17 protein-coding genes and 3 tRNA genes are annotated in these 18,838 nt (G+C 68.6%); 16 read left to right on the forward strand and 4 right to left on the reverse strand.

Annotation, left to right across the window (positions count from 1 at the left end; all coding sequences use genetic code 11):
• Nucleotides 1–17 precede the first annotated feature (17 nt).
• The 10 genes from BLQ62_RS02385 to BLQ62_RS02420 all read left to right on the forward strand — a co-directional run bounded on the left by BLQ62_RS02385 (nucleotide 18) and on the right by BLQ62_RS02420 (nucleotide 9,551).
• Nucleotides 18–578, forward strand: coding sequence for an RNA polymerase sigma factor (locus BLQ62_RS02385; protein WP_068537068.1), 561 nt, complete (start codon nucleotides 18–20; stop codon nucleotides 576–578).
• Between the two features lie 86 nt (nucleotides 579–664).
• On the forward strand, nucleotides 665–1,168 hold the full coding sequence (locus BLQ62_RS23665) for a hypothetical protein (RefSeq protein WP_068564907.1): 504 nt from the start codon (nucleotides 665–667) through the stop codon (nucleotides 1,166–1,168).
• A gap of 122 nt (nucleotides 1,169–1,290) precedes the next feature.
• Nucleotides 1,291–1,382 (forward strand) — tRNA-Ser (locus BLQ62_RS02395).
• A 38-nt stretch (nucleotides 1,383–1,420) separates the two neighbouring features.
• Nucleotides 1,421–1,493: transfer RNA gene (locus BLQ62_RS02400), tRNA-Arg, on the forward strand.
• A 185-nt stretch (nucleotides 1,494–1,678) separates the two neighbouring features.
• Nucleotides 1,679–1,855: a hypothetical protein gene (locus tag BLQ62_RS23670; RefSeq protein WP_156483180.1), complete on the forward strand. Its 177-nt coding sequence runs from the start codon at nucleotides 1,679–1,681 to the stop codon at nucleotides 1,853–1,855.
• A gap of 415 nt (nucleotides 1,856–2,270) precedes the next feature.
• Nucleotides 2,271–4,574, forward strand: coding sequence for a hypothetical protein (locus tag BLQ62_RS02405; RefSeq protein ID WP_068564905.1), 2,304 nt, complete (start codon nucleotides 2,271–2,273; stop codon nucleotides 4,572–4,574).
• On the forward strand, nucleotides 4,571–5,347 hold the full coding sequence (locus tag BLQ62_RS23185) for a hypothetical protein (protein ID WP_139184143.1): 777 nt from the start codon (nucleotides 4,571–4,573) through the stop codon (nucleotides 5,345–5,347). The genes BLQ62_RS02405 and BLQ62_RS23185 overlap by 4 nt, the downstream gene beginning before the upstream one ends.
• Before the next feature lie 1,337 nt (nucleotides 5,348–6,684).
• Nucleotides 6,685–8,265 (forward strand): FAD-binding protein, encoded by a 1,581-nt coding sequence (locus BLQ62_RS02410; RefSeq protein ID WP_068564903.1) that lies wholly within the window; start codon nucleotides 6,685–6,687, stop codon nucleotides 8,263–8,265.
• Between the two features lie 65 nt (nucleotides 8,266–8,330).
• Nucleotides 8,331–8,708 (forward strand): DUF779 domain-containing protein, encoded by a 378-nt coding sequence (locus BLQ62_RS02415; RefSeq protein ID WP_068564901.1) that lies wholly within the window; start codon nucleotides 8,331–8,333, stop codon nucleotides 8,706–8,708.
• 144 nt (nucleotides 8,709–8,852) lie between these two features.
• Nucleotides 8,853–9,551, forward strand: coding sequence for a hypothetical protein (locus BLQ62_RS02420; protein ID WP_068537045.1), 699 nt, complete (start codon nucleotides 8,853–8,855; stop codon nucleotides 9,549–9,551).
• Between the two features lie 453 nt (nucleotides 9,552–10,004).
• Here BLQ62_RS02420 and exaC read toward each other — a convergent pair whose 3' ends face one another.
• The 3 genes from exaC to BLQ62_RS02435 all read right to left on the reverse strand — a co-directional run bounded on the left by exaC (nucleotide 10,005) and on the right by BLQ62_RS02435 (nucleotide 14,920).
• Entirely contained in the window at nucleotides 10,005–11,528 is a 1,524-nt protein-coding gene (gene exaC, locus BLQ62_RS02425; RefSeq protein ID WP_068564899.1) for an acetaldehyde dehydrogenase ExaC, read from the reverse strand.
• 100 nt (nucleotides 11,529–11,628) lie between these two features.
• Nucleotides 11,629–12,861, reverse strand: coding sequence for a GAF domain-containing protein (locus tag BLQ62_RS02430; RefSeq protein WP_068564896.1), 1,233 nt, complete (start codon nucleotides 12,859–12,861; stop codon nucleotides 11,629–11,631).
• 31 nt (nucleotides 12,862–12,892) lie between these two features.
• Nucleotides 12,893–14,920 carry a CocE/NonD family hydrolase gene (locus tag BLQ62_RS02435; RefSeq protein WP_082756315.1) on the reverse strand — a complete coding sequence of 676 codons (2,028 nt, stop codon included), beginning with the start codon at nucleotides 14,918–14,920 and terminating at the stop codon, nucleotides 12,893–12,895.
• 196 nt (nucleotides 14,921–15,116) lie between these two features.
• Here BLQ62_RS02435 and BLQ62_RS02440 point away from each other — a divergent pair, with 196 nt between their 5' ends.
• The 3 genes from BLQ62_RS02440 to BLQ62_RS02450 all read left to right on the forward strand — a co-directional run bounded on the left by BLQ62_RS02440 (nucleotide 15,117) and on the right by BLQ62_RS02450 (nucleotide 16,664).
• Nucleotides 15,117–15,557, forward strand: coding sequence for a DUF6918 family protein (locus tag BLQ62_RS02440; protein ID WP_068537031.1), 441 nt, complete (start codon nucleotides 15,117–15,119; stop codon nucleotides 15,555–15,557).
• Nucleotides 15,558–15,559: 2 nt separating this feature from the next.
• A complete protein-coding gene (locus BLQ62_RS02445) occupies nucleotides 15,560–15,952 on the forward strand; it encodes a RidA family protein (RefSeq protein ID WP_068537028.1) in 393 nt (130 codons plus the stop codon).
• A 97-nt stretch (nucleotides 15,953–16,049) separates the two neighbouring features.
• Complete coding sequence (locus tag BLQ62_RS02450; protein WP_231857559.1) at nucleotides 16,050–16,664, forward strand: putative glycolipid-binding domain-containing protein; 615 nt, start codon at nucleotides 16,050–16,052, stop codon at nucleotides 16,662–16,664.
• Here BLQ62_RS02450 and BLQ62_RS02455 read toward each other — a convergent pair whose 3' ends face one another.
• A complete protein-coding gene (locus tag BLQ62_RS02455; protein ID WP_068564894.1) occupies nucleotides 16,665–17,633 on the reverse strand; it encodes a prephenate dehydrogenase in 969 nt (322 codons plus the stop codon).
• Nucleotides 17,634–17,712: 79 nt separating this feature from the next.
• Here BLQ62_RS02455 and BLQ62_RS02460 point away from each other — a divergent pair, with 79 nt between their 5' ends.
• The 3 genes from BLQ62_RS02460 (at nucleotide 17,713) to BLQ62_RS02470 (ending at nucleotide 18,832) form a co-directional block, all read left to right on the forward strand.
• Nucleotides 17,713–18,231: a tRNA adenosine deaminase-associated protein gene (locus BLQ62_RS02460; RefSeq protein ID WP_068564892.1), complete on the forward strand. Its 519-nt coding sequence runs from the start codon at nucleotides 17,713–17,715 to the stop codon at nucleotides 18,229–18,231.
• Entirely contained in the window at nucleotides 18,231–18,695 is a 465-nt protein-coding gene (locus BLQ62_RS02465; RefSeq protein WP_068537016.1) for a nucleoside deaminase, read from the forward strand. Before BLQ62_RS02460 ends, BLQ62_RS02465 begins: the two co-directional genes overlap by 1 nt.
• A gap of 46 nt (nucleotides 18,696–18,741) precedes the next feature.
• Nucleotides 18,742–18,832: transfer RNA gene (locus tag BLQ62_RS02470), tRNA-Ser, on the forward strand.
• Nucleotides 18,833–18,838 lie beyond the last annotated feature (6 nt).

The raw sequence follows: 18,838 nt of genomic DNA on the forward strand, positions 1-18,838 counted from the left end.
CTCACATCGGGAGGTGATTGTTCGACGCGGACGTGTTGCGATCGCTGTCCGACGAGACGCTGACCAGGCGGGCTCAGCGCGGCGACAGCGCCGCCTTCGACGTACTGGTGCAGCGCCATGCGCCGGCCCTGCACCGGTTCGTCGCGCGGACGATGCCCGAGCGCAGCGATTGCGACGACATCGTGCAGGAGTCGCTCATCGCCGCGTGGAAGGCGCTGCCGACCTTCGCCTTCCGCTCCAGCCTGCGGACGTGGCTGTTCTCCATCGCCGCCCGCAAGACCGCTGACGTGCTGCGTCGCCGAGCGCCGGTGGTCGACTCGGAGGCCGTCGACGAGGCCGTCGCGAGCGGGCCGGGCCCCGTCGAGAAGGCCACGGACCGCGAGTTCCTCGACGCCCTCGGCCGCGAGCTCGGCCGCCTGCCGTACCCGGCCCGCGCCGCGTGGTGGCTGCGGGAGGTCGACGGACTGTCGATCGCCGAGATCGCCGGCGTTCTGCGGACCACCGAGGGGTCCGTGCGCGGGCACCTGCAGCGGACCCGGCAGCGGCTCGCGGAAGCGCTCGAGGGGTACTGGCGATGACGGCGTCGACACGCCCCGTGGGGGCCGGGGCGTTGTGCAATCCGACAGGACGTGGTCGCACTGGGGGTGCGATGACTGTGAGGCACGTGGAAGGCACCGACGCCGCACCGGCGCAGGCCACCGACTGGATCGCCGACGCGACGCGTCGGCTCGCCGGGCTGGCCGGACCCGATGCGGAGGCTCCCGACGTCGACCCCCGGTGGGGAGCCGACGCGATCGACCGGCTCCGGGCCGCGGTCTCCCAGCAGGTCTCGGCGCTGCCGCGACGTTCCCGCCCGGTCGCGACGGCGCGCCCCGGGGTGACCGTCAGTGAGCTGGCCCTCTCGAAGGCCGTCACCGCCGCCCTCTCCGACAGCGCGGCCGTCGAATCGGCCGCCGTCGCCGACGTCGAGCTGGACGTCGTGGGCGACGGGCTCTCCGCCGTGCACGTGCACCTGGTCGCGGTCGGAGCGGACCGTCGGGTCTCCCTGCTCGACGGTGGCGAGCGCCTGCGGTCGCTCGCGGCCGATGTCGTGCGCCGCATGGTCGGGGCCGACGACATCCGGATCGACCTCACGTGGGAGGACATGCTGACGCCGGAACCGCAGTAGGTTTTCCAGCGCCTGAATGCGGTGTGAACAGCGGTTTTGTGGGTTGCGGGGAGGTTGTGTAAAGTAGCTGCTCGGCGGTTGCGCGTGGCCCGTAAGGATCGCTCGCGCATCGCGTCCGATTTGGAGGCGTGCCAGAGCGGCCGAATGGGACTCACTGCTAATGAGTTGTCCGGCCAACACCGGACCGGAGGTTCAAATCCTCTCGCCTCCGCCACGTCGGCCTTCGGGTCGGCGAGAATTGAATATGGGTATGCGCCCGTAGCTCAGTGGATAGAGCATCTGACTACGGATCAGAAGGTCAGGGGTTCGAATCCCTTCGGGCGCACAGAAGATACAAGTCAGGGCCGGTTCTCCAGCAAGGAGAACCGGCCCTGATTTCATTGGGCCATGTGGAACCCGGCCGCGGGAGTTGCTCTAAGACCATCGGCGGCTTGAGCTGGCCGCGCACGCTCTGGTTGCCCTCAATCACCCCGCCGCCTCACCGCCCCAGGTCGACACGAAGGGCAGGGGGTGGGGATCCGGTTCGGGGACGCCACCGCAGCTGATGTCCCGGCCATAGTGACGGCGTTCTGGGCCGCCTCACAAACTGAAGCGCACTACCGGTTGCGGGTCGATCAGATCATCATGGCCCTGCTGATCACCCTGGCGGTGATGGTCCTCGGCCTCGGCTTCACCTCGCGGCACTGACATGAACACCGTCCGCGTGCGCGCTCGTGTCAGTGGTCGGCGACGCCCCCGAGAATGCCCGATTTAGTTGATATGCCGTTATTCAGCGGGGCGCTGAATGATAGCCAGATGGAGATCTGGAGGGGTTCCAGATTTAGTGGGCCCACTGAATCCTCTGAAAATCGGTCCGCCTACCTGCGCAAACATGCCCTGCTTGGTTCGGGTTGGTTGACAAGTCTGCCGGTGCGGGTGAGGTTGGGCGCATCGCCCGGTTCGCGGGCACCTTTTCCCTCTTTTCTCTCCAGCCTTTCGGGGTTGGTCTGTGTTGTGGAAGTGAGTTGATGCGCTGATGGCCGGAGTGCATGCGCGTAGCAATCCCGTCCCCAAGCCTGGTGGCGATCCTTCGCCGTCGGCTAGTGCCGGGCGGGAGAGTTCGGTGGCGCAGCAGCGCCTCCAAGGGCTGTTCTTGACGATGATCGGCGTGGCTGGCGCGTTCGGTGGGGTGTTGTTCTCCATCGAAGCCCCCAAGTACACGCCGGTGCCGGTCGTGTTCCTGTCTTTCTGGCTGGTGATGGTGATCGTCGGGCAGGTGCTCTTCGCCGGGCTGCGCAAACTCCGGGCTGCGGGTGTGGGGGCTCCGGCACCGGAGCAGGTGCGTGGTGCGGCGGCGGTCGCGGCGATTGTTGTCGCGGTCGGCATGATGGGCTTTGCAGCTACCACCGCTGGCACCGGTAGTGCGCAGGCGGCTCCGTGTCCCGGTGGTGGGCCTGCCACGTGTGGGCCGACACCCGGGCAGCCGGAGCTGACGTTCACGCCGCCCGCGGGGCAGCAGACCGCGCCGGGTGGGCAGCAGGGTCAGCAGGGCGCCCAGCAGGGTAGCGACGGAATCGCGACTTCCCCCGCAGGCAGCGACGGTGAGAACGGGCCGGGTATCCAGGCACAAACTCCCGATTTCGGTACCCCGGGGCAGCAGGCTCCGAACATCCCCGGCAACGAACCCGCCCAGCAACCCGGCCAAGGCCAGGGGCAGCAGCAGGGGGCCCAGCAACAGCAGAACCCGGTTCAGACGACTGCCGCCGGCCGGCCCCAGCAGGGACAGCAGACCGGCGGGCCGACCCAGTCCGGCCAGGCTTCTCCGTCGCGGCCGACGGTGACCATCACGCAAACCCAGTCGCAGTGCCCCGCCCCTGCAGCTCCTGGCGCTGGTGGGCAGGGCGCACCCGGCGGCGGTGGCGACGCGAGCGGACTCGGCGCTGGCGGCCCTGACGGCGGTGACAGTGAAGACGGCGCTCCGTCATGGTCTTACCTCGTCGGCGAGGTCACGGCGCTGATGACCGGTCGGCGGGGCCGTAAGGCCGGACCGCTCAACTCTGACGGGTCTGCCCCGACGAATGAGATGATTCCCGGCGATCAGGTCGATGGTGAGAACTACAAGGAGTGGACCACCCCGGACGGGGACCGCACGTTCATCCTGTCGGAGAATGAGAATGCGCCGGAGCAGTACCGGTTCAAGCTCGATCAGCCCGAGGGCGGTTCGTCGCGGATCAACGATGACGGATCCGCGAGCGTGCTCGATCGTGACGGTAATGAAGTCAGCCGGTTCGATAAGCCGTGGGCCTATGACACGAAGACGGGGGAGAAGATCCCTACCCGCTACAGCGTCGACGGCGATGAGCTGGTGCAGAACATTGATAGGCCGGAGGGTAACAACAACCCGATCCTGGCCGATCCTGATCAGGTGGGCCTGGTTGAGACGAAGGGGCATGACGAGGGGGTGCCGTGGACCGAGACGCGGCCCAACGGTGAAACCCTCACCCACACCATCGTGCCCGGAACCGGTGGGCAGACGGTCGACACCCGGGCGGTGCGGCCGGACGGCAGCTTCAGCGACATCCGCAGCGTCGATGACGGCCAGGGCGGGGTCCAGGTCTGGTCCGACGACAGCACCGGCGGCAGCAGCTACGGCGGCCGCGAAGGCGTCGACGGCGACTACACCACCGAACGCTACGACGGCTCACCCCTCGACGGGGCACCACCACGCGTAACCTCCACCGGCAACCCGGACAATTCCCAAGGCACCATCACCGGAACCAACTACAACGGCACCCAATCCACCGGCGAATTCAATCGCACGGGCGATAACCAGTACGACCTGACCACGCAGAACCCGAACGGGAGCACCAGCAATATCCGGTCGGAGATCGACCCGAATACCGGAAACCCCGTCACCGTCGTCGCCGACGATGATGGCGTCAAGATGACCACGCCAGATGGCAACGTAGTCCCAGCGATACCAACACCCGATGGCGGATTCACCTGGGAGCCAGGGGGCAAAGATTATACTCTTGGATTCACTAACACTACTGTAGGCGCGGGGAGCGATCTACTACGGCAGCAGTGGCTCAAAGCCATCGCAGAAAGCCCTACCAATCTCGATGCCAAGGCGCTTCCCTGGATCAAGAACATCGACCTCGGGCCTGTTAAGGGCCTCTCTCGTATGGGGGGTGTTGCCAGTCTGGTGACCCTCGCCCCTGCCATTTTTTCCGACATTCAGGACGGAAACAGTGTGGGGGAGGCTGTTGTTAGGGAGGGTGCGGCAGCCACGACTAGTATTGCTGCAAGCATCGCGGTCGGTGCGATGGTGGGATCGTCGTTCCCTGTAGTGGGCACGATCCTGGGAGCCGCAGCTGGCGCGGGAGTTGGCTATCTGACTTCCAAGGGGATTGACTGGCTGTGGTGAGAAGCGAGAAAACGTTCACGTGGAAGAACTACAAAGATGATTGGATTCCCAAAAGGGCGCCGATTATCATGATGGCCTTGTTCTCGCCTCTGTTGGTTCTGGGATTAATCTCTGGAATGCAGGATCTAATAGTCGCGGGAGTCGGCCTGGAGATCATGAGCTTCGGAATGCTGGCGCCAAGGTTGTTCGGATCTTTTGGTGAGACGGTTCTGGGCTTGACTGATGAAGTAGGGGTTCGGATCGCTCCGGCGTCTTGGTGGAAGAATATTGCATTCTATGTAACAGTCGGCTCTTCGGTGTTCTTCTCAGGGCTGGCGATTGGTGTAACCAAGGATAATTCCGTCAGGTCTGCTCTTGCGATACCCGCGGCGATCGTAGGTCTAGCGCTTTCTGTATACATGGTGTATGCGATCGCTAGATCTAGGCGAGGCGTTACCATTTATGCGGATAGGGTCGTAACTCCGCGCGGTAGAAGCATTCTTTTCAAGGACCTCGGATACGATCTGTACGATCCGCCTAGCGGTGGGGCCGCCTCTGTGCGGTTGTTTCAGAGAGGCAGTAGATTCGGTGACAGGTCCGAGTATGTTACGTCGCTCGGTTATCTAGTCAGTCCGAATAACTTGCTGTCCCTTATTGATGCGATAGGGTCGCTCGACTCGGGTGGGAGGGCAACCTTCTCGTCGGCTGAAATGAAATTCATGCTAGCGATAAGCCCGCCAACTGGAGTGTTGGAGGGTGAGAGTGTTGAAATCCAGATCCCTAGGAATCTCTAGAGGATCACCCATCGGTGATTGGAGAGAAATGAGCGAATACCCTTCACGCTTGGCGAGTGCGGCCATCGAGTTCGATTTGATTCTGACGGGATGCGCCCCGGAAGAGGCTAAAGTGAGAGTTACTGGCCTACCGGACGGCTGGGTGGAGGATCGCGGTAACAGACTGTTTGGAGGGGAAGTTCCGGTTAGTGTTTGGTTTAGCCCGATAGAGTCATACGGGAACGGAATGCCTTTTTCAGACAACGCGGTTCTTGTTGTTTATAAGGTTGAAGGTTCCGCGTGGCGCGAGCATGGGAGCGCCTTAGTCTCTGCGGCGATTGAGGACTCCATCAGCATCCCGGGGTGGTCTGCGCTAGGGGACGCCTTTCACCACGGAGGCGCGGATCAGGATTCCGTCAAGGTTGTTGGTATGCTAGAAAGTCCGTATGGATCGCTCTTGTCGATTGTAACTACGTCGTACGTCAAGGGTGGTGAATGTGATTTTCTGGTGCAATTGACGGTGACGTCCCTAATGTCGTCGAGCGTCGTCTCCTCGACAGATCCAGCTGCGCGAATTGATTTCGCTTCAACCGTATAGTGCTTCGCCCTGCGGCACGACTTCCTGTTTTCTCCGGGTGCGGTTCTCGCCATATACAGCGGCTCCGTCGTCAACGGATCCACGGGGGAGAGCAACCACAAGGAAGAGCAGTTCGTCAAGCGTTCGCAGCGTCTGAACGATGCGTACAGGGCGAGCTGACTGTCGTTCAGAATGCAGTCCAAAGCTCCATTTCGAATCTAGTGCTGTAGGCACTGAGGGTGAGGCAGGGGGCGGTCCCCTCAGCATCTTGTCCTGGCGCTCTTAAAACCGAGGAGTTCAACGTCGAGCGCGGGGCGCTCCTAGCGAAGTTTCGCCGGTGCCGCAGAATCGGTAGGCGCCGTTCCGCTGGAGACGATCACGCGGTTCAGGGAACCGCTGGCGTCGTCGGACAGACTTACGACCAAGCTCTGGACGAAGCTGTCGGAGCCTGGCTCGACGCTCAGGCATATAGACGGGTGGGCTCAACCCATGCGATACCCATGTAGAACCGGCGGGAACAGACGGAACCGTCAGGAACAGGCGGACACCGGCACTGCCCTGACGTGGAACAGACGGAGTAGCCGGAACTCCCGGCGATCCGCGGTCTCGGCGTTTCGATTCAGAAGGTCAGGGGTTGGAATCCCTTCGGGCGCACAGTACGGAACGCCAGGTCAGTCTTTCTGACCTGGCGTTCTTCGTTGCGTACCCGCGAATCGAGCATCCCCTCCCGAGAGGTTTCTGTAACGTGTTCTAGAAATCGTCGGCGAACGGGTGGCATGGCATGGGTGAGTGGGATCTGTCGGCCGAGGTGGTCGTCGTCGGATACGGCGGCGCCGGAGTGGTGGCCGCGCTGGCGGCGCGTGAGGCCGGCGCGGACGTGCTGGCGCTCGACCGCTACCTCGGCGGTGGTGCGACGGACCTGTCCGGCGGCATCGTCTACGCCGGCGGTGGTACCTGGGTGCAGCGCGCGGCCGGGGTCGAGGACACCGTCGAGAACATGTACGCCTACCTGCAGGGTGAGGTGGGCGACGCTGTCTCCGCGGCCACTCTCCGCCGCTTCTGCGAGGGGTCGCCCGCCATGATCGACTGGCTCACCGGCCACGGCGTCCCCTTCCAGCCGTCGCTGTGCCCCTACAAGACCTCGTACCCGACCGACGACTACTACCTCTACTACTCGGGCAGCGAGAACTCCTTCCCCGACCGCGCCGTTCCCCGCCAACGCGGGCACCGGGCGCACGGACCCGGAGTCTCCGGGAAGGCCTTCTACCGCCCCCTCGCCGCGTCCGCGGCGCACGCCGGGGTGCGGGTGCGGACGGGGACCCGCGTCCGCGATCTCGTCGTGGAGGACGGCCGCGTCGTCGGCGTGGAGGCCGTCACCCTCGACGGTGCGCCGCTCGCCGTGCTGCGCCGGTTCGTCGCCCTGGCGCGACTCTCGGCGAAACCCGGTGTCTACCACAAGGGTTTCCGGTCCGCGGTGCAGAAAGTGCTGGACCGGATCGAGCGCCGGCACGGCCGCACGATCCGGATCCGCGCCACCTCCTCGGTGATCCTCACGACGGGCGGCTTCATCGCGAACCGCGCCATGGTCACGGCGCACCGGCCCGAGTTCCCCTGGGACGAAGGCCTTCCGCTCGGTACGGCTGCCGACGACGGCAGCGCGATCACCATGACGCGCGCGCTCGGCGCCGCCGTCGACAAGATGGACCACATCTCCAACTGGCGGTTCATCGGTCCGCCCAGCGCCTTCTTCGCCGGCCTCGCCGTGGGCAGCGACGGCCGCCGCATGATCGACGAATCCCGGTACGGCGCAGCGCTCGGTGACGCCCTCGCGACCCGCCCCGATCATCGGGGATGGCTCCTGGTGGACGCACCCCTGCTGGCCGAGGCGAGAAAGCAGATCCCGCAGCAGTCCACCTGGTTCCAGCGGCTGCAGACCGAGCGCCTCCTACGGCTGGGGTCCACCCGCGGAGCGACGATCGAGGAGGTCGCCACCCGCGCGGGCATCGATCCCGGCGAGCTGCGCGCCACCGTCGACGCGCACAACCGGGCCGCCGAGACCGGAGCGCCCGACCCCCTGGGCAAGCCCGACGCCGTGCGCCGCCCGATCACCACCGGCCCGTTCACCCTGCTCGACGTCTCCTTCCGCGCCCGGGTCAGCTATCCCATGCCGATACTCACGCTCGGCGGGCTCGTGGTGGACGAGGAGACCGGTGCCGTCCTGCGCCCCGACGGTGCGCCCGTACCCGGCCTGCTCGCCGCCGGGCGCGCGTCGGTCGGCGTGTGCTCGAACTCCTACGTCAGCGGTCTTTCCCTGGCGGACTGCGTGTTCTCAGGCCGTCGCGCTGGTACGCACAGCCGCTGAGCCCGCGAACCGCCTTCCCCGCGGCTTCCGCTGCGCTACCGTCGGATCAGTCGAAGGGAGCGGGCATGGACGAGCGGGTCGAATCGACTGCGGAAGCGCGGCAGATGCTCGGCGAGCTGTGGGACACGAACGGCCCGTTGTTGATCCACCAGAGCGGCGGTTGCTGCGACGGCTCCGCCCCGATGGTCTTCACCGTCGACGAGTTCCGCGTGGGCGATGCCAACACGCGGCTCGGCACCGTCGAACTCGACGAGGGGCGCGCCGTGCCGATCTGGGTCTCCGACGGCGAGGCGCGGGTATGGGAGAACAGCGTCCTCGTGCTCGACCTCGAGCCCGGCCGCGCCGCGGGCTTCTCGCTGGAGGGCTCGACCGGGAAGCGTTTCGTCTCGCGGGTGCGGATCACCGGCGCCGACGGTGCCGCGTGCCCCGCCCCGCAGTCCTGACGCGAGCGCGCACGGCGATCGGCCGCTACCGTCGACCGTGAGGTTCGCGAACAGCGAGCCTCGACCACGTGAAAGACGTTCGCGCAAAGCAAGACCGGGTGAATCTTCTCCCCAAAGTACCGTCTCGCGGGGTAGCGTGGGCGCATGCGGAAGAGGCTGAGACGGGCGCGCGCCGCGCGGCTGCAGCGCGACACCCTGTACGCCGACGTCTCCGAGTGGCAGCCGCCGCTGCCCGAGAACTACCCGTACCGCTGGGTGGCGATCCGCTCCAACGACGGCACCTACCGCGATCGACGTTTCGCCGCCAACTGGGACACCGTGCGACGACTGTTGGACGACGGGCGCCTGGTCGGCGCCATCGTCTACGCCGTTGTCCGGCCGAACTGGGAGGACAGCCTCGCGGTGCACCTGGAGATGCAGGGCGAGGACCGGCCCGACGTGGTGACGATGGCGGACGCGGAGTCGTGGGGAGGCCAGATCGTCGGGGATCATTCGGAGGCCTTCAACGGCTTCACTCGAGGCGCGTCGGACTGGCGCGGCGGCGACGCGGAACCACGGCCCACCCGGTGCATCGGCTACCTCAACCCCAACGACATCGACATCTGGCCGTCTCTGCCCGAGATGCCCTTCGTCGTGCCCTCCTACGGCGCGCTGCCCGACTTCTCCCGCGCTCCGGAACTGGGGCGGCGCTTCGTGATCCACCAGTACACCGACGGCAGCGGCTATGGAAACGGCCTGCCCGAGGGCTACGGTCGCGTGCGGTGCGACATGAACGCCGCCAACGGACTCGATCCGTGGCAGCTCGGAGACGTGCTGGGCACCAACACCATTCCGGTGGACTGAGTCAGCCCACGTACGCGACGCCCGACGCACCGTCGGGCGGGAGCAGCGGACAGCGGAGCGCTCAGGCCGATCTTCGGTGCGTGTCGGCGACGGTTCGTCGGCGTGTCGTCGCAGGAATGCACCGAGGATCGGAGGGCGTCCCGGCGTCCAGGGGCTCGTCCGTGGGGCACTGACGTGGTGAGTGCAGGGGTATGCGCGCCACGCATGGCTCGTGCCGTGTAAAAGGCTGTGACCTGAGGGTTCGTGGGTATGCGCTGCACGCATCGCTTGCGTGAACGACACGACCTCATCAGCGTGCCCGGGCCGCCACTCCGCCACCCCGCCACCCGCCGTCCACCACCCGAGCAGCGGCGCACCGTCGGCCGGCACCGACCGGCACACGCGAGCGGCGCCGCCCCCCGGATGGGGAACGGCGCCGCGGACACCCTCACCTGGTGTCGTCCGGGCAGGGGATCAGAAGAAGCCCTGCGCGCCCGGTGCGTACGAGACCAACAGGTTCTTGGTCTGCTGGTAGTGGTCGAGCATCATCTTATGGTTCTCACGGCCGATGCCCGAGTCCTTGTAGCCGCCGAACGCCGCGTGCGCGGGGTACTGGTGGTACGTGTTCGTCCACACGCGGCCGGCCTGGATGTCGCGGCCCGCGCGGTACGCGACGTCGCCGTTGCGCGACCACACGCCGGCACCGAGGCCGTAGCGGGTGTCGTTGGCGATCTCCATCGCGTTGTCGTATCCGTCGAAGGACGTCACCGCGAGCACCGGGCCGAAGATCTCCTCCTGGAAGATCCGCATGTCGTTCGAGCCCGAGAAGATCGTGGGCTGGATGTAGTAGCCGCCGGACAGGTCGCCGCCGAGGTCGGCGGCCTCGCCACCGGTGACCAGCGTCGCGCCCTCGTTCTTGCCGATGTCGATGTAGGACAGGATCTTCTCGTGCTGCTCCTTCGACGCCTGGGCGCCGATCATCGTGTCGGTGTCGAGCGGATCGCCCTGGATGATCGACTTGGTGCGGATGGCGCCGAGCTCGAGGAACTCGTCGAAGATCGGCTTCTCCAGCAGCGCGCGCGACGGGCAGGTGCAGACCTCGCCCTGGTTCAGCGCGAACATCGTGAAGCCCTCGAGGGCCTTGTCCTGGTAGTCGTCGTTGGCGGCCATGACGTCCTTGAAGAAGACGTTCGGGCTCTTGCCGCCCAGCTCCAGCGTGACGGGGATCAGGTTGTCGGCGGCGTAGCCGGCGATCAGCTTGCCCGTGGTGGTCTCACCGGTGAAGGCGATCTTGCGGATCCGCTTCGACGAGGCCAGCGGCTTACCGGCCTCGAGGCCGAAGCCGTTGACGATGTTCACCACGCCCGGGGGCAGCAGGTCGCCGATGAGCGAGAACAGGTAGAGCACCGAGACCGGGGTCTGCTCGGCCGGCTTGAGCACGATGGCGTTGCCCGCCGCGAGCGCCGGCGCCAGCTTCCACACGGCCATGAGGATCGGGAAGTTCCACGGAATGATCTGTCCCACCACGCCGAGCGGCTCGTGGAAGTGGTACGCGACGGTGTTCTCGTCGATCTGCGACAGGCTGCCCTCCTGCGCGCGCAGGCAGGAGGCGAAGTAGCGGAAGTGATCGATCGCGAGCGGGATATCGGCGTTGAGGGTCTCGCGGACCGGCTTGCCGTTCTCCCAGGACTCGGCGACGGCGATGGCCTCGAGGTTGGCCTCCATCCGGTCGGCGATCTTGAGCAGGATCGCGGCGCGCTCGGCGGGGGCGGTCTTGCCCCAGGCGGGTGCGGCGGCGTGCGCGGCGTCGAGCGCCAGCTCGATGTCCTCCGCGGTGGAGCGGGCCACCTCGCAGAAGTTCTGGCCGGTGACGGGCGACGGGTTCTCGAAGTACTGGCCCTTGACCGGGGCGACCCACTCGCCGCCGATCAGGTTGTCGTAGCGGGCCTGGTAGCTCATGAGGGAGCCGGGCGCTCCGGGGCGTGCGTAAACGGTCATGGCGGACCTCCAAAGAGTGGCGTGATGTCAGTCACACTCCACCCTACGCAGTGACCGTTGCAACACCGTTGCAGCCGGTTGCGGCCCGAATCCGGCCAGGTCAGGCCAGGTCGATGGCGATCGCCGCGAGGCGGCCGTCCGCCTCGGCGCGCGCCCGGGCGTCCCCGTGGGCGCGCAGCACCCGCCAACCGTGCTCGTCGTCGCGCGCGTCCGGGAGGTCGAGCCACCGTCGTAGCAGGCCCAGATCCCGGCTCGCCATGACCGCCGATCGCAGGCTCTCCGCGAGCTCGGTGCGCAGGCGCGCGACGCCCGGCGCCGCCGAGTTCGGCAGCAGCGGCCCGCGGTAGAGCGCCAGCGCATCGGCCACCCGGCCGGCGCGGAGGGCGCGCGCGGCGTCGTCGGCGTCGGAGGCGAGCGACCCCAGCAGCCGGTACGGCCGCGACCCCACGAGATCGGCGCCGACGGTCTTGCGCAGCCGCGAGACCTCGGCGCGGACCGTCACCACGTCCAGATCGCGCTCGTCGAGCAGCAGCGCCAGGTGATCGGCGGTCAGGCCCTCCGGGTGGCGGGCGAGCAGCGCGAGGATGTCGCCGTGCCGGCCGGTGAGCGGCACGTCACGGCCGTCCTTCTCCAGCACCGGGCGCCCGCCGAGCAGCCGCAGCCGGGGCACCGTCGTCGGAGCGGGCGGCGCCAGACGCAGGATCGCGAGCTGCCCCTCCACGGCGAGGGCGGCTGCCCGCACCAGGGCGAGGGCCTGCGGCGTCGCCACCTCGGGACCGCCCGTCACGTCCAGGACGCCGATCGGCGTGCGGGTCACCGGATCGTGCACGGGCACGGCGGTGCAGTTCCACCGGTGCGCGCGCCGCGCGAAGTGCTCCGAACCGGCGATCTGGACCTCGGCGTCCAGCGCGAGTGCGGTCCCCGGAGCGTTGGTCCCGGCCGCCGTCTCGCTCCAGTTCGCGCCCGGCGTGAAGTTCATGGACGCCGCGCGGCGCAACGCCGCGTCGTCGCCCTCCACCCACAGCAGGGTGCCGTCGCGATCGCCCACGGCCACCATCGCACCCGCGGAGTCGTCGACGAGCAGCCGTCGGATCACCGGCATGACACCCGCCAGTGGGGTGCGCGCCCGGAGCGCGTCGAGCGCACCGTCGCCCGACGGTGCCTCCCCGTCCGGGTTCACGCCGACGGCGCGGCTGCGCTGCCAGCTCTCGGCGATGAGGTGCCGCAGCTGCGATGCGCGCAGCGCGGCCTCGTCGACCGCACCGTCGACGAACATGCTGTGCAGCCGCGCGGCCGCACCGGCGGACGCGACGGCTCGGGAACCGGTCACCATCGTGGAGACGACGATAGCCCGGAACGGGCGGTCACCAGCCCGGATCGCCCACGATCTGCAGGCTCACGTACGAGGGCCGTTCGGGGCTCATCAGCACCATCTGCTTGCCGAAGCGGGTCTTGAGCAGGTCGGGCACCGTCGCCAGGTAGCGCGGCACGCTGCCGGCGTAGACGTCCACGCGCAGGCGGTGGCCCTCCTCGAGCAGGGCGTCGGTCGGTACGACGTCGACGTCGAGCTCGATGATCTCGCCCGGCACCACCTTCTGCTTGGCGGACCAGGTGAGCGGGTGGACGGCGCCGAGCAGCTCGCCGTCGAGGTCGAAGGTGCTGCGGGCGGGATCGACGGCGCGGTTCGAGGCCAGCAGGCCGCCGCCGGAGAGCACCGTCGAGGTGCCGTCCGGTGCGACGTCGTTGACGGTCACCGTCCAGATCGCCTCGTCGCCCTCGCACCGCGTCACCAGATGCACGTTGATCGCGCCGCTCAGCTGCACCGGCGCCGCGGCCGGCGGCGAGGTGAAACTGAGCGCGCCGCGCTCCTGCACCGCGGCGTTTTCCAGGGCCGGCACGGCCTTGGTCAGGCCGGCGAGCACCTGGGTCAGATCGGGGGAAGCCAGGCCGCGCAGGTCGATCCGCGTGGATGCGGACTCGCGCCGGCGCGCCGGGACGACGGCGAGGCCACCGTCGAACCTGGCGTGCGCCGCCGTGCCCGACGGTGCCGGGGTCGCGTAGAGCCGCTGGGTGCGTGCGCCGGCACGGGGGAAGGACTCGCCCGCGCTCCAGCCGCCGCCCTGCTGTTCCAGGGTGACGGGGCCGTACCGGTCGACGCCGTTGTCGATGTCCTTGAGCCAGCGGTCGTACCAGGCGCGCTCGAGCACGTCGATGCGCGGCGGCGCCTGGGTGCCGCCGAAGCCGGCGCCCATGTCGAAGTGGAAGCCGTTGGTGATCACCATCTGTTTGCGCCCGGCGGGCAGGTTCAGGCGCTGGTACGTGCGCGGCGTGCTGCGGCCGAACAGGTCGTGCCAGCCGCCGAACAGGAAGGTGGGAGCGGTGATCGACTCGATCTGCGCGTTCCGCTCGGTGAAGTACGGGTTGTCGTTCACGCGCGGATCGCGGCCGGTGAGGACGCCGGAGACCACCGAGGAGATCTCCGTCGCGGGCGAGGCCAGGCGGCTGTGCAGCCAGCGGAAGACGTTGCCGTTCACGGTGTCCCGCAGCAGCGTGCGCGGATTGTAGAGCCACTTGAGCGCGTTCACCGCGCCCAGCCACAGCGGGATGAACACCGACGGGAGGCCGCCGGTGATGTAGATGTCGCGGACGATGTCCTCGCTGCCCTCGATCGCGAAGACGGCGCCGAGGCCCTCCGGGGCGTGGCCCGCGGCCTGCAGCGAGTTGATCGCGGAGTACGACCAGCCGCCCATGCCGAGCTTGCCGTCGCACCACGCCTGCTCGCGGGCCCAGGCCAGGGCCTCGACCGAGTCGCGCTGCTCGCGCGGGCCGAGGATCTGCCACACCCCGTGCGAGGTGCCGGTGCCGCGGACGTCGACGATCACCTGCACGTAGCCGCTGCGCACCAGCCGCCGGTTGATGCCGAAGCCCTGCAGCAGGCCACCGGAGAAGTCGACGGTTCCGCCCGTGAGGGTCTTGGAGGCGTTCGTCAGCGCCGGGCCGACGAAGGCGGCGTGCGTGGTCTCGTCGATCGCGTCGACGACCATCCGGTTGTACGGGTTCAGGTTGAGGATCGCGGGATAGGGGCGCTCCACGGGGACCCCGTCGAGCTCGGCAGGCCGGACGACGGTGGCCCGGAGAACCACCCCGTCGGACATGCGGATGTCGACGTTGCGGTCGATGTGGACCCGGGGGTAGGTGAGCCGGCCGTCGACGGCCTCGCGCCAGGCGAGGGCGTCGGCGCCGCCGGTGGGGTCGCCGAGGGGAAGCGTGTGGTCGACGCGCGCGTGGTGCACGCCGCCCGTCGGGGCGGGCAGCGCCGGGCTGCGGTCCCAGAGCGGGAAGCGCACGCCGGACAGCCGTGCGTTCGCTCTACCGGATCGGCTGGTCACCATTGCAACCCCTTCCTTCAACCGTCAACCTAGAGCACAGGTGACGAACCTCACAAACCAGGGGTGCGGTTGTTGCAGATCCGATGCAGAACGGTTGCATTCCCGGAGGTCCCGTTCACCGTGGATGCAGCACTCCGCACGACGGCGGAGCGCCCGATAAGCTCGTTCTCGCACTCGTTCCCGAATTCGGAGGTACCCCATGTCGCTGACCACCACACTCCTCGATCCTGCGCGCCAGCCGGCCGTCGTCGCCGACTTCGCGTCGGTCGTCGAAGCCGAGGTGGGCGACAAGAGCGGGCTGTCGGGCACCGTCATCAAGACCGCCTACTCCGCCGTCAAGAAGGTCTCGCCGAACGTCATCGAGTCGGCGCTGACCAAGCTGCTGCCCGACTTCGCCGCCGCGCTCGACCCGTTCTGGACCGAGTTCCAGGCCCAGGGCCCGGGCGACTTCGGCCAGTTCCTCGCCGCCCGCGGCGACCAGGTGGGCGACGCGCTGCTCGCGGTCACCGACAAGAAGGCCGAGTCCACCAGCCAGCCGGCCCTGCGCAAGGCCTACTCGAGCCTGCGCGGCAAGGCCAAGGAGAACGTCGTCGCAGCGCTCCCGCGCGTCGGCGCGGCCGTCCAGAAGAACGCGGCCTGATCATGGCGAACGTGGAGCTGCACGGCTCGGACCGGCTGACCACCGCGGTGGCGCACGCCTACAGCGCGACGGTGCCCGCGGGCGCCACCGTCCACATCGCCGGTGTCGCGCCGCTCGACGAGGGCGGCACCACACTCGCCCCCGGCGACGTGCAGGGCCAGGTGCGCGCGGCCGTCGCCAACCTGCGGGTGATTCTGGACGAGCGCGGTGCGGGGCTCGCCGACGTCGCGCGGCTGACGGTGTTCGTGGCCGAGCACCTGCAGATCGACCTGCAGGTCGCCGTCGACACCCTCGCCGAGCTCTTCGGCGATCTGCCGCCGCTGTCGGTCGTCGGCGTCAGCCGGCTCCGCTACGACGATCAGGTGGTCGAACTCGAGGCCGTCGCCGCGCTGTAGCGGCCGGTTCTGTGAGCGCAGGCACAGCGGCGCGACGGGATCAGGGGTGGCCACAGGGGTTCGTTCGCGCCGAATGCGAGGGGTTACCGTATGGGATGTGAGTACCCCTTCATCCGCAGACTCCGTGGCCACCGTGATCACCGGGGCGAGCTGGCCCAGGATCCTCACCTGGCGATCCGAGGACGGGAACCTCCTGGAGTCCGTCCGGGTACAGCTCACCGGCGACCGGATCAAGGCCTACGGCCGCATCATCGCGGCACCGTCGGCCGACGGCCCCGCGTTCAACGCCTCCTACGACCTCGTCACCGACGACGAGGGCGTCACCCGGCGACTGTCCGTGCACGCGTTGACCGCGGCCGGCGAATCGCAGGTGACCATCGCCCGCGACGGCGAGAACCACTGGCTCGTGCAGGGCGCGCAGGGCTCCGAGCGGGGCTTCTTCTCCGGCGCGCTCAGCGTCGACGTGCTCAAATCCGCGTTCTTCAACGCGCTCACCATCCGCCGGTTCGACCTGCAGAGCCACCCCGAGGAGATCGACGTGCCGGTCGTGTACGTCGACCTGCCGAGCCTCGCGGTCAAGGAGACGGTCATCAACTACGACGGTGCCGCCGACGGCATCACCGTCATCTCCCCGATCAGCAGCTCGAAGGTCTCCGTCGACGCCGACGGCTTCATCATCGACTACCCGGGGCTCTCGCGCCGGGTCGAGTGATCAGCCGAGCGCCGTGATCACGCCCCCGGCGTGACCGGCCTCGCGCAGCGCCCGCTGCCACCCCGCCCCGTCGAGCACGGGGGAGAAGGGGGTGCGGCGGGCGTTCTCGTACCGCCGGCGCGCCGCGTACCCGCGCTCGGTGATCTCCCCGACGGTGCCCTTCTCCGCCAGCTCGGCGCGTGCCGCGATCAGCTCGGCGATGGTGTCGTCGAGCGCGTCGAGCAGGGCCGGGGCGTTCGCCTCGCACATCGCGTTCACCAGCGACGGTGCGGTGCCCGCCACCCGGGTCACGTCGCGGAAGCTGCTCGCGGCGAGCGAGAGGGCGAGCTGCTTGGCCGCCGGGTCGAGCTCGGCGGTGATCGCGACCGCCTCGGCCACCACGTGCACCGAGTGCGAGATCCGCGCGACGGCCGCGTCGTGCTCGGTGGAGCCGGCGGGCACGATCACGGCGCCGCAGTCCAGTCCGACGGTCGCGGCCAGCCTCCAGGCCTGCGCGGACGTCTCGTCGTCGGCGGTGACCACCCAGGTCGCGCCGTCGAAGAGCGTCGCATCGGTCGCGGCCCAGCCGGAGAAGGCGGTGCCCGCCATCGGGTGCCCGCCGGCGTAGCGGCCTGTCAGGCCCGCGGCGGCGACCCGTCGCGCGACGTCGCCCTTGACGCTCACGGCGTCGGTGAGCCAGGCGTTCGGCGCGTGCTCGGCGACGGCGGCCAGCACTCCGTCGAGCGCGGGCACCGGCACCGCCACGACGATCACGTGCCCGCCCTGATCGGCGCGGCGCAGCGTCGCGGCCAGGTCCGCGGAGGCGTCGAACCCCGCGGCGTCGGCGTCGTCGACCGCGGCGACCGAGCGGTTCCAGCCGTACGCGGGACGCCCGGCACGGTCGAGCGCGCGGAGGATCGAGCCGCCGATCAGGCCCAGCCCGAGGACGCACACGGGGACGTCGGAATGAGGAGCACGCTGCGCAGACACCCCGACAGCGTTCCACAACCGTGTTCGGAAGCCGTATGAGACGTGTCGCGGAGGCGGGTTTGCGGATACGGTTTCACTCATGGCCGCACAGACCGCACCGGAGCGCTACGACGACGTCGACGGTTACGCCGTGGCCGTCACCCGCGAGGAGACCACCTGGACGGTGCACCTGCTCGACCCGGGTGCACTCGGCAACATCGGCAAGGCCGAGCAGGAGCTCAAGGGGCTGCGCGCCACCGGCGCGGTGTTCGGCCTGCTCAACGTGGACGACGAGTACTTCGTCATCGTGCGGCCCGGGCCCTCGGGCACGCGGCTGCTGCTCTCGGACGCCACGGCCGCCGTCTTCGACGAGCTCGCGGTGCAGGCGCTCGAGCGGCTCAACGTCGACGTGCCGGACATCGATCCCGAGGAGATCGAGGACACCGATCCCTGGCCCGAGGGCGATCTCGGCATCCTCGGCGACCTCGGCCTCGGCGAGCAGGAGCTCAGTGTGCTGCTGGCCGACCCGGACCTCTACCCGGACGAGCAGCTGCAGGTCATCGCCGAGCGGCTCCGGTTCGACACCGAGCTCGGCGCGATCCTCGATTCCCTGGGCTAGTGGCACTGCTCGACGCCGAGCGCGCGGCGGTGGGCCTCGCCCTGGAGGCCGCGGGCCTGTCCGGCCCGGACGACGTGCCCGTCGGCGCCGCGGTGATCGCCCCCGACGGTGCCGTGCTCGCGATGGCGGGCAACCGGCGGGAGGCCTCCGGGGATCCGACCGCCCACGCCGAGGTGCTCGCGATCCGCGAGGCGACGGCGGCGTTCGGCGACGGCTGGCGGCTCGAGGGCTGCACCCTGGCCGTCACGCTGGAGCCGTGCGCGATGTGCGCGGGAGCGCTGGTCTCGGCCCGCATCGGCCACCTCGTCTTCGGCGCCTTCGAACCGAAGACCGGCGCCGTCGGGTCGGTGTGGGACGTGGTGCGCGATCCGCGCGTCACGCACCGCGTGACGGTGCGCGGCGGCGTCCGCGAGGCCGAGTGCGCCGCCCTCCTCACGGACTTCTTCGCCCCGCACCGGTCGTGACCAGCCGATTTAACTGCTGAGTCGTCTTCCGGTAAAGTACTCCGACGGTGGCGTGTCCGAGCGGCCGAAGGTGCAGCACTCGAAATGCTGTGTGCGGTAACCCCGTACCGAGGGTTCAAATCCCTCCGCCACCGCCACGGTTC

Origin of the sequence: Tsukamurella pulmonis, assembly GCF_900103175.1 — a bacterium.
GTDB classification, from domain to species: domain Bacteria; phylum Actinomycetota; class Actinomycetes; order Mycobacteriales; family Mycobacteriaceae; genus Tsukamurella; species Tsukamurella pulmonis.